Annotated in this window: 15 protein-coding genes; 10 read left to right on the top strand and 5 right to left on the bottom strand. The window is 69.4% G+C overall.

Annotated features, from left to right (window positions below):
* Nucleotides 1-4: 4 nt before the first annotated feature.
* From ACIA8G_RS14855 to ACIA8G_RS14840, 4 genes are all read left to right on the top strand, one after another.
* Nucleotides 5-814, top strand: a complete 810-nt coding sequence (locus ACIA8G_RS14855; protein WP_396418978.1) for a hypothetical protein — start codon at nucleotides 5-7, stop codon at nucleotides 812-814.
* 85 nt (nucleotides 815-899) lie between these two features.
* Nucleotides 900-1,811 carry an ABC transporter ATP-binding protein gene (locus ACIA8G_RS14850; RefSeq protein ID WP_396418977.1) on the top strand — a complete coding sequence of 304 codons (912 nt, stop codon included), beginning with the start codon at nucleotides 900-902 and terminating at the stop codon, nucleotides 1,809-1,811.
* A complete protein-coding gene (locus ACIA8G_RS14845) occupies nucleotides 1,808-2,851 on the top strand; it encodes an ABC transporter permease (protein WP_396418976.1) in 1,044 nt (347 codons plus the stop codon). The genes ACIA8G_RS14850 and ACIA8G_RS14845 overlap by 4 nt, the downstream gene beginning before the upstream one ends.
* 50 nt (nucleotides 2,852-2,901) lie before the next feature.
* Nucleotides 2,902-3,225, top strand: coding sequence for a DUF3817 domain-containing protein (locus tag ACIA8G_RS14840; RefSeq protein WP_396418975.1), 324 nt, complete (start codon nucleotides 2,902-2,904; stop codon nucleotides 3,223-3,225).
* Here the strand turns inward: ACIA8G_RS14840 and ACIA8G_RS14835 are convergent.
* Genes ACIA8G_RS14835 through ACIA8G_RS14825 form a run of 3 tightly spaced genes read right to left on the bottom strand, consistent with a single transcriptional unit; the run spans nucleotide 3,197 to nucleotide 5,834 of the window.
* Nucleotides 3,197-4,240 (bottom strand): phosphotransferase family protein, encoded by a 1,044-nt coding sequence (locus tag ACIA8G_RS14835; RefSeq protein ID WP_396418974.1) that lies wholly within the window; start codon nucleotides 4,238-4,240, stop codon nucleotides 3,197-3,199. The genes ACIA8G_RS14840 and ACIA8G_RS14835 overlap by 29 nt on opposite strands.
* On the bottom strand, nucleotides 4,237-5,304 hold the full coding sequence (locus ACIA8G_RS14830; RefSeq protein WP_396418973.1) for a phosphotransferase: 1,068 nt from the start codon (nucleotides 5,302-5,304) through the stop codon (nucleotides 4,237-4,239). Before ACIA8G_RS14830 ends, ACIA8G_RS14835 begins: the two co-directional genes overlap by 4 nt.
* 32 nt (nucleotides 5,305-5,336) lie before the next feature.
* Nucleotides 5,337-5,834, bottom strand: coding sequence for a MarR family winged helix-turn-helix transcriptional regulator (locus ACIA8G_RS14825; protein ID WP_396418972.1), 498 nt, complete (start codon nucleotides 5,832-5,834; stop codon nucleotides 5,337-5,339).
* Nucleotides 5,835-5,885: 51 nt separating this feature from the next.
* On the opposite strand from ACIA8G_RS14825, the gene ACIA8G_RS14820 reads away from it, so the two are divergent.
* The 4 genes from ACIA8G_RS14820 to ACIA8G_RS14805 are packed head-to-tail and all read left to right on the top strand — an operon-like array spanning nucleotide 5,886 to nucleotide 9,840.
* A complete protein-coding gene (locus ACIA8G_RS14820) occupies nucleotides 5,886-6,191 on the top strand; it encodes an MTH1187 family thiamine-binding protein (protein WP_396418971.1) in 306 nt (101 codons plus the stop codon).
* A 52-nt stretch (nucleotides 6,192-6,243) separates the two neighbouring features.
* A complete protein-coding gene (locus ACIA8G_RS14815) occupies nucleotides 6,244-8,046 on the top strand; it encodes a WD40/YVTN/BNR-like repeat-containing protein (protein ID WP_396418970.1) in 1,803 nt (600 codons plus the stop codon).
* 10 nt (nucleotides 8,047-8,056) lie between these two features.
* Nucleotides 8,057-8,878 carry a hypothetical protein gene (locus ACIA8G_RS14810; protein WP_396418969.1) on the top strand — a complete coding sequence of 274 codons (822 nt, stop codon included), beginning with the start codon at nucleotides 8,057-8,059 and terminating at the stop codon, nucleotides 8,876-8,878.
* The gene (locus ACIA8G_RS14805; RefSeq protein ID WP_396418968.1) at nucleotides 8,875-9,840 is read left to right on the top strand and encodes a tetratricopeptide repeat protein; all 966 of its coding nucleotides are present in this window, start codon (nucleotides 8,875-8,877) and stop codon (nucleotides 9,838-9,840) included. The genes ACIA8G_RS14810 and ACIA8G_RS14805 overlap by 4 nt, the downstream gene beginning before the upstream one ends.
* Before the next feature lie 69 nt (nucleotides 9,841-9,909).
* Here the strand turns inward: ACIA8G_RS14805 and ACIA8G_RS14800 are convergent, their stop codons facing one another.
* On the bottom strand, nucleotides 9,910-10,704 hold the full coding sequence (locus ACIA8G_RS14800) for a helix-turn-helix domain-containing GNAT family N-acetyltransferase (protein WP_396418967.1): 795 nt from the start codon (nucleotides 10,702-10,704) through the stop codon (nucleotides 9,910-9,912).
* Nucleotides 10,705-10,735: 31 nt separating this feature from the next.
* Nucleotides 10,736-12,178, bottom strand: coding sequence for a neutral zinc metallopeptidase (locus ACIA8G_RS14795; protein ID WP_396418966.1), 1,443 nt, complete (start codon nucleotides 12,176-12,178; stop codon nucleotides 10,736-10,738).
* A 180-nt stretch (nucleotides 12,179-12,358) separates the two neighbouring features.
* Between ACIA8G_RS14795 and ACIA8G_RS14790 the strand changes: the two genes are divergently transcribed.
* Both ACIA8G_RS14790 and ACIA8G_RS14785 read left to right on the top strand, forming a co-directional pair.
* Nucleotides 12,359-12,949: a DUF6230 family protein gene (locus ACIA8G_RS14790; protein WP_396418965.1), complete on the top strand. Its 591-nt coding sequence runs from the start codon at nucleotides 12,359-12,361 to the stop codon at nucleotides 12,947-12,949.
* The gene (locus tag ACIA8G_RS14785) at nucleotides 12,940-13,395 is read left to right on the top strand and encodes a DUF6114 domain-containing protein (protein WP_396418964.1); all 456 of its coding nucleotides are present in this window, start codon (nucleotides 12,940-12,942) and stop codon (nucleotides 13,393-13,395) included. Before ACIA8G_RS14790 ends, ACIA8G_RS14785 begins: the two co-directional genes overlap by 10 nt.
* Nucleotides 13,396-13,489 lie beyond the last annotated feature (94 nt).

The raw sequence follows: 13,489 nt of genomic DNA, 5'->3' as shown, positions 1-13,489 counted from the left end.
CGACGTGGAACCGTTCCGCCTGCTGCACCCCGACCTCGTGCCGCAACGACGTGAGTCGCTGCAGCACGCTGCGTCCATGCTCGTCCAGATGGGGCTGGACGACACGGTGCTCTCGGCGTCGCTCGTGCACCAGCGGCTGGCCCGCGTGGTGCTCGCGAGCAGCGACGTCATCGAGTGGAAACCCGGCTTCTGCTTCGAGGAACCGGCGGGGCACGACGAGCGCTTCGACATCGTGCGGGTGGGCGGCGACCGCGGTGGCGTCTTCCTGTCCAGCATCCTGATCGCCTACCTCGACGTGCTGGAGAACGCGACCAGGATGGACACCTCGATCACCGAGGACTCCTGGCGCACGCTGCTCTGGGCGCCGACCGCGCTCTTCGACCACGTGCTGCGCCGCCCGCAGGTCGGCATGACCGTGGTGACCCCCGGCGGTGGCACCGACCACCTGCCCCGCGAACGCTCGCAGGCCGGTCACCGGCTCTACCTCGCGCTGATGCAGGCCGTGCGGTTCGCGGTCAGTGGCGTGACCAGGGCCGAGGACGACCGCCCGCTCGTCGAGGACTGCGTGACGCTCGCGACCGCGTGCCTGCGGGCCGCGACGGTGGCGCTCGCGTTCGCCTGCGACGTCCGCCCCGGTCGGCACGAGGCTCCGCCGCTGGCGATCACGGACACCTCCGAGCACCGCTACCTCTGGCAGGTGATCAGCGAGGTGCGCGCGGCCGTTCCGCGTGCCAGGTTCGAGCAGTTCGCCTCGGCGCTGCGGGGGCTCAACGACGTCTACACCGCGAGCCCGCTGCTCGTGGCAGGCGGCTGATCACCGGCTTTCGTTCGTCTCGACTTCGCGCCGACTTTCGTCGTTTCGGCCCGCCAGATGAGACGCGCTGACCTAACGTTCGCTCATGACAGAGGAACGGTCGGCGGTCGTGGTGCGGGACATCCGCAAGAGCTACGGCGACCTGCGCGCGGTGGACGGGGTCTCGTTCACCGTGGCCGAAGGTGAGTTCTTCGGCATCCTGGGGCCCAACGGCGCCGGCAAGACGACCACGCTGGAGATCGTCGAGGGGCTGCGCAAGCCCGACAGCGGCGAGGTGACGCTGCTCGGCGAGAGTCCCTGGCCGCGCAACGTGAAGCTGTTGCCGCGCATCGGTGTCCAGCTGCAGGCGACGTCGTTCTTCGACAAGCTGACGGCGAAGGAGCAACTGCAGACGTTCGGTGCGCTCTACGGAGTCAGCGCCGGCACGGCCGCGGACATGCTGGAGCTGGTCGGCCTCGCGGACAAGGCGAACGAGCAGGAGAACAAGCTCTCCGGCGGCCAACGGCAACGGCTCTCGATCGCCTGCGCGCTGGTGCACGACCCGGACATCGTGTTCCTCGACGAACCCACCGCGGCGCTGGACCCGCAGGCGCGCCGCAACCTCTGGGACGTGCTGCGCGCGATCAAGGAGCGCGGCAAGACCATCGTCTACACCACGCACTACCTCGACGAGGCCGAGATCCTCTGCGACCGCGTGGCCATCATGGACAACGGCAAGATCCTCGCCCTGGACCCACCGGCGGTGCTGGTGCGCGGCCTGGATGCGCCAACGCACGTCACCTTGCAGAGGGGCGCGCTATCCGTCGTGGACGCCTCCGCGATGGAAGGTGTCGAGGAGGCGCACGAGGACGAGGTGTCGCTGACGATCTCCACTCGCCGCCCGGCCCCGGTGCTGTCCGCGCTGGCCGAACTCGGCGCGCTGGACGGCCTGCAGGTCCGCACGGCCACCCTCGAAGACGTGTTCCTCAACCTGACCGGGCGGGAGTACCGCGCATGACCGCGTTCAAGACGCTCTCGCTGGCGATGTTCAAGGGGTTCATCCGGGACAAGGTGACGCTGTTCTTCACCTTCCTGTTCCCGCTGATGTTCCTGGTGATCTTCGGCCTGATCCTGCGCGACGTCGGCGCCGACAAGACCAGGATCGCGGTGGTGGGCGACGGGCCGATCGCGTCCGCGTTGCGCGAGAGCGGTGCGCTGGAGCTGGAGTCCTACAACGACGCGGACGCCGCCATCCAGAAGGTCAAGGACGGCGACCTGCCGGCGGCGCTGATCATCAACGGGCAGCGGCTCGACGTGCGGTTCGCGCAGAGCGACCAGGTCAAGTCGGCGACCGTGCTCGGCATCATCAACGGGTTCGTGGACAAGGCGAACCTCGCCGCGACCGGGCAGCCGCCGACCTTCACGTTCGCCGCGGAGAAGGTCGAGGACGCCTCGCTCAAGCCGATTCAGTACCTGACGCCCGGCATCCTTTCCTGGGGTGTGGCGGTTTCGGCGGTGTTCGGGTCGGCGCTGACGCTGGTTTCGTGGCGGCGCAAGCAGGTGCTGCGGCGCATCCGGCTCGCACCGGTCCCGGCGACCGCCGTGCTGTCGTCGAGGGTGCTGGTCAGCGCCGGGGTCGCGCTGGTGCAGGGGGCGACCTTCATCGGCATCGCGTCGCTGCCGCTGTTCGGGTTGCGACTGTCCGGGCAGTGGTGGCTCGCGATTCCGTTGCTGCTGCTGGGAACGATCGCGTTCTTCGCGCTCGGCATGCTGGTCGGCGCGTTCGCCAAGACAGAAGAAGCCGCCTCGGCCGCGGCGAACATCGTGGTGCTGCCGATGGCGTTCCTGTCCGGCACGTTCTTCCCGGTGGACCAGGCACCCGCGTGGCTGCAGACCGTGTCGAAGATCTTCCCGTTGCGGCACATGAACGACGGCATGCTCGACGTGCTGGTGCGCGGCAAGGGGATCGAGGCGCTCGCGATGCCCGCGGCCATCCTGATCGGTTTCACACTGGTCGTCGGGTTCCTGGCGAGCCGCGTCTTCAAATGGGAGGAATAGGACAGACCCCGATGCGTTGTGCTCCCCGTCACGGTTCATGATGGGGAGCCATGACGTTCTCCAGCGTGGCCGGGCGGTTCCGCATCTTCGCGCTCGCCGAGGCGATCTCCTGGGCGGGCCTGCTGCTCGGGATGTTCTTCAAGTACGTCGTGGTGCAGAACGAGATCGGCGTCAAGATCTTCGGCCCGGTCCACGGCGTCATCTTCGTCGGCTTCGTGCTCGTCACGCTGATGGCGAAGGAGCCGCTCAAGTGGGACGCCCGCACGCTGGTGCTCGGCCTGCTGTCGAGCATCCCGCCGTTCGGCACGGTGATCTTCGAGCGCTGGGCGAACCGGACCGGTCGCCTCAGCGAAGCAGCTCCAGAACAGCTCTGAGCTCGTCCTGCGGGTCGCCCTCGTGGTAGATCCGTTCGGACTTCTCGATGTTGTCCAGGAACTCCTGGTACTTCACCGCGTTGTGCAGGTGTGACGCGCGGCGGCCGACCTCGAGCGCTTTGAGCGGCTCGCTGTCCGGGCGGTGTGCGAGCCACGCTTCGCTCCACACCTCGCGGATGTGGTCGCGGATCTCGGGCGGGCTGTACTCGAGCACCCGGCACGCGTCGAGCACCGGGTGTCCCCACACGGCGTCGGACCAGTCGATGAGCTGACCGCCCGCGCGCCAGTTGCCGGGGTGGAAGTCGCCGTGCGTGAGCGTGTCCGGCAGGCCGAACGACGGCATCGGCACCGCGGTCGGCCGGATCCGCGGCGCGCCCGCCAGCGCGTGCTGCACGGCCACCCAGCGCGGCACGATCTCCTCGACGTGCTCGGGCTTGGTCGGCCAGCACTTGTCGCCTGGTGCGTCGCCCATCAGCACCCTCTGAGGTGCGGACGCGATGATCTCGGGTACCAGTGCCGGGTCGTGGGCGGCGACCATCTTCATCACCGCGCCCTCGTCGGCGAAGAACGACGGGATGGCCTTCAGCCACACCGGGCCGTCCGCGGTGGGCAGCCGGTGGATGGCCGAGAGGTTCCACGTGCGGACCTGGACGGCCGGTCCGGTGCGCTCGATGTGGTCGTCGGCCCACGCGATCAGCTCCGCGGGTCCACCGGGTCGCGCGTACGGCAGCCTGTTCCTGGCGTTCACGCTGGGTTCCCACGAGGGCTGGAGCTTCGTGCGGTCGGGTTCGCCGTGCGCCTCGACGTGGTAGGTGACCAGACCGCCGCTCATCATCCCGCCGTTCTCGACGGAGATCAGCCTGAGCACGCTCGTCCGGACGCCCAGGAGCGCTTCGAGCGCCTCGTTGACGGGTTCGACGTGGTTCCACTCCCCGGAGGGCATCGGGAGCGCGTCGGTGCGGCCCGCGAACCCGCTGGGGGCGCTGACCAGGGCGATGATCGACCGCGGCGTCACGGGGTGGTCACCAGCCTGCGCACGGAACGGAGCGCGCTCGGCGGCCCGTCCTGCTGGTAGATCCGCTGGTAGTCCTCGGCCTCGTCGAAGGCCTCCTGGGACTTCACCGCGCTCTGCAGACGCGAAGCGCGGCGGGCGGCGTCGAGGGCGTCGAGCGGGCGGCTGTCCGGGCGGTGCCTGAGCCACGCGTCGCTCCACACCTTCGCGACGTGGTCGTACATCGTGTGCCGGCAGTAGTCCAGCAGCCGGCCCACGTCCAGTGCGGGGTTCCCCCACATCGCGTCGGACCAGTCGAGGATCATGCCGTTCGCCATCCAGTTGTGGGGGCTGAATTCGCCGTGCACCACCGTGTCCGGCAACCCGAACGACGGCATCGGCACTGCGGACGGCCGCATCCCGGGCGCACCGGAACCGGCCAGTGCGTGCTGCACCGCGACCCAGCGCGGCACGATCAGGTCGATGTGCTCCGGCTTGACCATCGAGCAGTCGCTGCCGGGTGCATCGCCGAGCAACACGCGGTGCGGCGCCGAGGCGATCACCTCCGGCACGAGTGAGGGGTCGTGCGCGGCCACCATCTTGATCACCGTTGCCTCGTCCTGGAGGTGCGGCGCGACGGCCTTGAGCCACAGGGTGCCGCTGGTGGTGTGGAGCCGGTGCACGCTCGACTGGTTCCAGGTCTTCACCTGGACCGCGCGCCTGGTCCGTTCGATCTTGGTGTCGGCCCACGCGACGAGCTCCGAGGGCCCGCCCAGCCGCGCCCACGGCAGTCTGCGCGGGGCGTCGGCCTCAGGTTCTTCCGCGGGCCGGAGGTGGCGGAGGTGCTTGCGGTGGGGCTCGAGGAGCGCCTCGACGTGGTAGGTGACCTCGCCTCCCCGCCCCGGTTCGGCACTCGTCGCGGAGACCATCCTGAGCACGGTCGTCGGCACGTGCAGCAGAGATTCGAGCGCCTCGTTCACCGGTTCGGCTTCGTACCACCACATGCCCTCGACCGGCAGGACCTTTTTGGTGCGGCCCAAGAACCCGCTGGGTGCGCTGACCAGCGCGATGATCGACCGTTCCGCCACGCGACCATCATCGCGGCGCGCTCAACCGGATTTCAGTCCTCGAAGTCGCCGCTCGCCCGGCGCACCTTGGCGAGCAGGTCGGTGAGCTGCTCGGTCTGCCGGTCGGTGAGGCCCTTGAGCCCGAGGTTGACCTCGACGACGGCGGCGGTCGCGGCCTCGCGGCGCTGCAGACCCGCGTCGGTGATCTCCACCAGCGTGGTGCGGCGGTCGGTCGGGTGCGGGGTGCGGCGGACCAGGCCGTCGCTCTCCAGCCGGTCGACGATGTTGGTCACGCTCGTGGGGTGCAGCTGCAGGCGTTCGCCCATCACGCGCATCGGCAGCGCGCCTTTGCGGGAGAAGAACAGCAGCACCAACGCCTCGTAGCGCGCGAACGTGAGTCCGTGCGGCTTGAGGGCTGCGTCCACGGCGGACTGGATGATTTGCTGGACACGCATGACGCTCGTGACGGCGGCCATCGACGTGGGCTGACCCACCCGGTCACCCCACAGCTCGGCCGCGCGGGCGATCGGATCGAACGGCAGCGGTGTCATGGGCACCGAAGCTACCAGTCAGTACAACGCACGGATCATCAGGAGGCACGTGTGCTTGTCGCGTTCAGCGTTGCTCCGTCCGCATCGGACTCGTCGGGAAGTGTCGCCAAGGCGGTGGCCGAGGCCGTGCGGATCGTGCGGGAGTCGGGCCTGCCCAATGAGACGAACGCGATGTTCACCATGATCGAGGGCGAGTGGGACGAGGTGATGGACGTGGTCAAGCGCGCGACGGAAGCGGTGCAGGCCAGCGCTCCGCGGGTCTCGCTCGTGCTCAAGGCGGACATCCGTCCCGGTCACACCGAACAGCTGCGCACGAAGGTGCAACGGGTTGAGGAGCACCTCGCCGACACGCCATGATCTGGTCCGCCGCCGCTGAACTCGTTGAGCGGAGGCGTATCTCGTGAGATTCGTGATCAGCTTGCTGGCCGCGCTGCTGGTGGTCGTGACACCACCCGTGGCGCAGGCCGGGCCGTCCACCGGCTGGGCGAACATCGGCCCGAACGGCGCGGGCGGGTATCTGGCGTTCGCCCAGAACCTCGTCTACGTGCTGCCGGGTGCGGGCCAGCAGGTGTTCCGGTCCGACGACCGGGGCCGCAGCTGGCGGCAGGGCAAGCTCTTGCCCGAGATGCGCGGCAACGGCCTCGCCGCCGATCCCGCGCGGCCGGACACCGTGCTGGTGGCCGGGTACGAACCCGGTGGCGATGCCGGAACGGTGTTGCGCTCCGCTGATGGCGGCAATTCCTTCTCGGTCGCGCTGCGGACGCCGTCCGGAGTGGAGGACGTCGCGTTCGGCGCGGCGGGGGTGTCTTACGCGGCAACGGCTGAGGGCGTCTACCGGGGCGTCGGCGGTCTCGGGTGGTCGCTGCTGCCCGGATCGCCCGCGTCCGCCGAGGACGTCCACGTCGTGGGTTCGGACGTGGTCGTCGCCGCGGGCGGCAAGGCGCACGTGCTGCGGGCCGGGAAGTGGTCGGCGTACGACGTCCCGGCGGACAAGATCACCTCACGGGGTGACGTCGTGGTGGCGCGCAAGTTCAGCGGCGGGGTGCACCTGTCGTCCGACCGCGGTGCGTCGTGGCGCGCGGTGACGGGGCCGTGGACCTCGTCGTGGATCTTGTACGGCGGCATCACGGCCAACGGCTGGGTCCAGGTGCAGACGCTGGACGGGCATTTCATCAGCCAGGACCTGGGTGCCTCCTGGACGCGGACCGACGCCGTGAAGAAGGTCGACGTCTACACGGAGATCGGCAGCTTCGCCGACCTGCCGGACTGGCAGTGGGTCTACGCGTCCGGCGGCGTCTACGCGACGGCCGATCACGAGCACTACAAGCGGGTCGGTGTGCCCGGTGCGCACGTGCTGTCGCTGGCGGTTTCCGGGCGGTCGATCATCGCGGGAACCATGCAGGGGTCGTTCCGCACCGACCTGCCGGTGGCCTCGCAGGAGTGGGACTTCGACGGCACCGCGCCGCCCGCGATCGGCAACCGGGTCGGCGCGCTCGCCGCGCGTGACGGCGTGGTGCTGCGCGGCCGCAACGCCTACCGCGGCTCGCAGGACATGATCTACGTGGAGCGGTCGCTCGACGGCGGCCGGACCTGGGTGACCACCGACGTGGTGCCCGGCAACACGCGTTCTCTGGTGTTCGACCCGGCGCTGCCCTCGCGCGTCTACCTGGGTGCGTACCTGATCAACGCGTTCTACGTGTCGCTCGACGGCGGGCTGACGTTCACCGCGCGGGTGCACGCCGGGCTGCGCGGCATCAAGACCATCGCCGCCGATCCCACCGGCATCTGGCTCGCGGACGCCGGCGGTCTCTACCGGTCGACGGACGCCGGGGTGACGATCAAGCAGGTCGTGGCGGGACGGATGAACTCCGTGCTGGTGGACCCGCGCGATCCGAAGCACGTGGTGGCCGTCGGCCAGAACTCGGTGTTCGTGTCGTTCGACGGGGCGTCGTTCACGGAGGTGCCGAACGTGTCGGCCGAGCAGCTGTCCACGCTCACGTCCGGCCCGGACGGCGTGCTGTACCTGGGCTCGATCTCGTTCCAGGGGCAGAGCAAGGGCGTGCTGCGGTCGGTGAACGGCGGACGTTCGTGGTCGGTGCTCGGCGGGCCGGAGGTGGAGCGCGGCGTGGAGGCGCTGCTGGTCTCCTCGGATGGCCGAACGCTCTACGCCGGCACGGTGAGTGGATCCGTGCACAGGCGTTCGCTGGGTTAGCGTGTCGGGCGTGGACGCGAGACAGCTGTGGTTGCGGTACGAGCCGTACCACGACGTCACGTATTTCACGCCCGAATCCCGCGCGGCGACCGATGCGCTGGGTTGTAAGGGCGGCTGGATGGGCTACTTCGGCATGCGCGCCGCACCGCTGGGTGCCGCGTCCCCGGAGCTGGTGACGGCTGTCTTCTACAACTTCGCCCCGCGCATGGTCCACCGCGCGCTGCCGGACGCGTGGGCGGTCGCCTCACCCGACTCCTATTTGCGCGTGCGCCTCGAAGGTGCCGACGGGGCGCTGCGCCGCATGCTGGGTGAGGTGGCCACTCCTGCCATCGAGGAGGCCGCCACGCTGGCCAGGACCGCGGCCATGGCGGCCCCCATCGCGGGGCGTCCGCTGGCGGCCGCGAACCGCGCGTTGCCGTGGCCCTCCGAGCCGCACCTCGAGCTGTGGCACGCGTGCACGATCTTGCGCGAGGCTCGCGGCGACGGGCACGTGGCGGCGTTGGTCGCGCACGGCGTGGGGCCGTGCCAAGCGCTTGCGGTCTACGCGCGGGAGCATTCGCTCGATCCGGCATACATGCGGGCCGCGCGCGGTTGGACCCTGGAGGAGTGGGAAGCCTCCGACCTGCCCGGTGATCTTGCGGCGGTGGAGCGTGCGACCGATCTCGCCGCGCTCGCCCCGTGGGAGGCGCTGGGTGCCGCAGGAACTTCGCGGTTCATCGAGCTGATGACACCGCTCGCTCTACGCATCGCTTCGGCCAACGAGGCGATGCGCGTCAACCCGATGGCCCTGGACCCGGTCCGGGAACTAGCCGTGCCAGGATGGAACACGTGACAAGGCCTGATCCGCGCAAGACCGCCGCACTGTCCGCCGCACTCTCCGGCGCCGTCGACCTCGGTGCCCTGAAGGCTCGAGCCGACGCCGCCCGTCAAGCGACCAATGCCCCCGCGCCTGCCGCTGCTGCCGCCGCTGAGAACGGCTCCGCGCCGTGGATCGTGGACGTCAGCGAGGCGTCGTTCCAGGCTGTGGTCGAGCAGTCCCTGCAGGTGCCCGTCGTGGTGCTGCTCGGGGCCTCGTACAGCCCGGAGTCGCAGCAGCTCGCGGCCTCGCTGACCCGGTTCGCCCAGTCGTCCGGCGGGTCGTGGATCCTGGCCAGGGTCGACCTGGAGCAGTCGCCGCGGATCGGGCAGGCGTTCGGGGTGCAGTCCGTGCCGACCACCGTGGCCGTTGCCGCTGGTCAGCCCATTGACGCGTTCGCGGGGCCGCTGGCCGACGAGGAGTTGTCGGCGTGGATCGCGCGGTTGCTGGACGCGCTGCGCGAGCGGTTGCCGGGGATTCGGGCCGGTGAGGCTCGGGCCACCGCTCCGATCGAGCAGGAGATCATCGAGGACCCGCTGATCGTGGCCGCTGAAGAAGCCTTCGAGCGTGGGGACTACACGGCCGCTCAGGGGTACTACGAGCAGATTCTCGCCGTTGAGCCTGCCAACGAGCTGGCCAAGGAAGGCCTGGCGCAGGCCAAGTTCGCCGAGCGGGCCGAGGCTGTCGATCCTGCGGTGATCGCCAAGGCCGACGGGGCCCTGGACGACATCGACGCGCAGCTCGCCGCGGCGGATGCCCAGGTGGCGTTCCAGCAGGTCGAGGAAGCGTTCAAGCGACTTGTCGACACGGTGCGGCGGGTTTACGGGGACGACCGCGATCGGGTGCGCCAGCACCTGATCGGCCTGTTCGAGCTGTTCCCGGCGGACGACCCCCGCGTCGCCGCAGCCCGCCGCAACCTGGCGAGCGCGCTCTACTGACCGCACGCGGGGGCCCTTCGTTTCCTTCAGGGAAACGCGGGGCCCCCGCGTGACTTTCGGCATGCGGAATCAGGAGCGGCGGCGTTCCAACAACACCGTGTCCCGCCATGCGCCGTGGTGCTGCGCGATTCGTTCGCGCACGCCCACGGTGCGGAAGCCTGCCCGGTGGTGCAGGGCGATGCTGGCCCGGTTCTCCGGGAAGATCACGGCCTGCAGGGTCCACAGGCCGTCCTCGTCGGCCGCGGTGACCTGGTGGTGCAGCAGCGTCTTGCCCACGCCGCGTCCCTGGCTGGCCGCGGCCACGTAGATCGACGTCTCGACGACCCCGGAGTAGCACTCGCGCGCGGACACCGGGGTCGCGGCCGCCCAGCCGGCGATCTCGCCGTCCATCAGGGCGATCCAGCGGTGGTCCGGCAGCCACTTCGACTCGAGGGTGCGCCGCGACGGCACCTCGGTCTCGAAGGTCGCGTTGCCCGAGGCGATGCCCTCGCCGTAGATCCGGCGCACGTCCGGCCAGTCGGCGGCGGTCATCGGGCGCATCGTGACGCCGGGCATCGGGTTGACCGAGCCGGAGGTCAGCGCGCCCATCACGGCGTCGGCCGCGTGGGGGAGGCCCGTGCAGCAGGCCGGGTTCACCGAGACCAGCGTGGTGGTGCCCTCGCGGCGCACGAGCACGAAGCCCACCTCGGCCAGCTTGCGGACGTGGTGCGAGCAGGTGGACTGGCTCACGCCCAGCAGAGAGGTCAGCTCGCCGACGGTCACCTCGCCCGGCGCGCTGGCCACGTGGTGCAGCAGGCGCACGCGGGTCGGGTCGGACAGCGTCGAGAACCACGTGGCGTAGGTCGCGGCTTCATCGGTTAGCACGCGGCAAGTATCGATGCTGATCGATGGAGGATCAAATCGAATACTTCTTCACGCAGAACGAGCTGCCGCGGAAGAAGCCGTCGCCGAACGCTTCCACGCGGGCGAAGCCGGAGGGGACGGCGGTGCCGTTCACATCGGCGGCGATCAGGCTGTCGTCGACCAGTAGCTCTGCCACCGCTTCGTCCAGGTCGCCGGGGGACAGGCGCAGGCCCGCCGCCGGTTCCGGGCGGTTGGCCAGGCCCGCCCACGCGCCGGTCAGGCAGGCGGTGCGCTGGCCGGTGGCGTCGTCGTCGAGCTTGAAGCCCGTGGCGTGCTGGATGGAGAGGGAGAAGCGGGAGGCGATGACGGCGAAGGCCGCGAAGTCTCCGATGCCGCCCTTGTTGCCCTTCTTGGGCGGTGTGCCGATCTTGACCAGTGACGGCAGGTCCAGCTGGATCTGGTTGGTGGCCGGGCAGTAGGACGCCGGTGAGGTGGTCTGGGCGTCGTTGCAGGACTTGATGCCGCCCTTGTCGAACGTGGGGAAGGCCGCGCCGCTCGACTTATAAGCGTCGCGCAGCGACTCCTCCAGAGCCTTGAGGTACTTGTCCTGGTCCACGGGAGCGTTGCCGCGGCCCTGGCCGAGGTCCTTGTCGTCGACCGAGAACGGGCGCTCGGTGATGCGCTTGTCGATCTCGGCCTCGTTGATCTCGGCGCAGCGGGCGGCGCCGCGGGTGAAGCCGAACTGGAAGGCCGAGACGCGGTCGAACGCGCTGCCGTGGGCGCCCTGCTTCTCGAACGACGTGCCGGCGGAGTCGCGGATGAAGAACATCGTCTGGAGCACCTGATTCAGGCCCTCGCCGGTGGAGAGCTCGAAGTGCTTCGACTTGTTCTCGGCGACCCAGCGCATGAAGACGCCGGTGTAGCAGTCGGCCTGCTGCTCCTTCACGATCGACGGGGTGTTCGCGCCGATGTTGGAGGCCGCGCCCAGCTTGTACTGGACGGCGTGGCCCATCTCGTGGGCGAGGACGGTGACGACTGCCATCGAGCCGAACGAGTCCCGCAGCATCGGGAGCAGCTCACCGCGGTCCCACGTGATGCTGTCGTCGAGCGCGCAGTAGAACGCGTTCGCGACGCCGGTGGTGTTGATGCGGCAGACCTCGACGCCCTTGCCCCCGGAGTCGTAGGAGACGAGGCGCTTGACCGGTTCGAAGGACTTGCCGGGGAACGAGCGCGGCAGCTCGGCCTTCCAGAACTCCTGGACGTCGGCCAGCGTGTTGATGGCCAGGCGGTCCATCTCGCCGCCGTCGCCGTTCTCCACGTTCAGGTCCGCGTCCGGCACGCCCTGCTTGGGCCCGGACGGTCCGTTCGAGATGTCGAGGCCGGCGACCTTTCTGGGGTCGGGCCGCTCGCCCTTCGGTGAGCCCTCGATCACCGTTCCGCACGCGGTCAGGGCCACGGTCGCGGCCACCGCGACGGCGATTCGTCCGATCCCCATGGGCCGGAACACTACTAACAGTGGTTCAGGGCCGTGCGGCAAGGACCTGCGGCCAAACGTGAAAAGTCCTCACCCTCTGGGGTGATTTCAAGACTGCGCGGACTCGTTTTCGTTGTCCCAGCTATGGATCTGAGCGCACAGTCCCCCCGCAAGCCTTCGGCGTGGAAGGAGTTTGGCGGTATGGGAAGAACGCGCTGGGCACGGTTCGTCGGGGTGCTCGGAATCGGCGCTGTGGGCGCCGGTGCCCTCCTCGTCGGCATGTCGCAGGGAGCGTTGGCCGCCTCGTTCGCGGTGTCCGGCACGAATTTCAAGGTGTCCGCGGAGAGCTTGACGGGCCAGGGATTCGTCCAGTTCGGTGGCGTGGACTCCGGTGCGGGGCAGGTGCACGTCGTCGCGGTCAGCGGCTTCAGGACGGCGACGCTCGACAAGTTCTGCCAGTCGGTCTTCGTCGCCAACATGCCGGTCGTCGGTGACGTGACGATGCGCATCACCGCTGATGGCGTGGGTGGCATGTCGGCCGACAACCTGGTCGTCAACCTCACCGACCTCTCCGGTGACCTGGTCCTGGGCAACCCCCAGATCGGCATCGACGCGAGCAAGGTGACCAAGGGGCCCGACAACCTCAAGGGTCTGCCCGGTTCGTTCGGTCTGCAGGCTGACACGGCGAACATCGCTTCGCTCAAGCAGACCGCGTGGGCCACGACGGCTCAGACCATCAGGTTCAAGGGCATGAACCTGACCATTCGCCAGGGGAAGCAAGAGTGCTTCTGAGGATCTGGCGCGGCTTCACCGCGTGGCGACGTGGCCGGCCCTTCTGGGCCGGCCTGTTCGTAGCGGCAGGAGCCTTCATCATCCTGTTCCCGCCGTTCGTCGGCGTGAAGCTCGGCGACATGGTCATCTCGATCAAGACGATCGGCGGCGTGTCCGCGCTGCTGATCGGCACGTTGCTGGCGATCTGCGCGGTGTCGCTGTGGTTGCAGCCGAAGTTCCGGCTCGCGGCGGGCATCGTCACGGTGCTGCTGTCCCTGGTCGCGCTCGTCGTGACCAACCTCGGCGGCTTCCTGCTGGGCACCATCCTCAGCCTGCTCGGCGGCGCGCTCGCCGTGGCGTGGACGGATGAGCCCAAGAAGCCGAAGCGCAAGCGCGGCTCGGAGCCCGAGCCCGAGCCCGAGGCCGAGTTCGAGGCTGAGCAGACCCAGAGGGTCCAACCCACATGAATCGAGCACAGCCACTTGCCGCGGTCGCGATGGTCGCGGTGTTCTCCCTGCAGCCGCCGTCGAGCTCTGAACCGCCGCCGACCAGCACGAGTTC

This window comes from Lentzea sp. NPDC051213 (assembly GCF_044455585.1).
Classification (GTDB): Bacteria; Actinomycetota; Actinomycetes; order Mycobacteriales; family Pseudonocardiaceae; genus Lentzea.
This window is presented reverse-complemented; position numbering and strand designations above follow the sequence as displayed.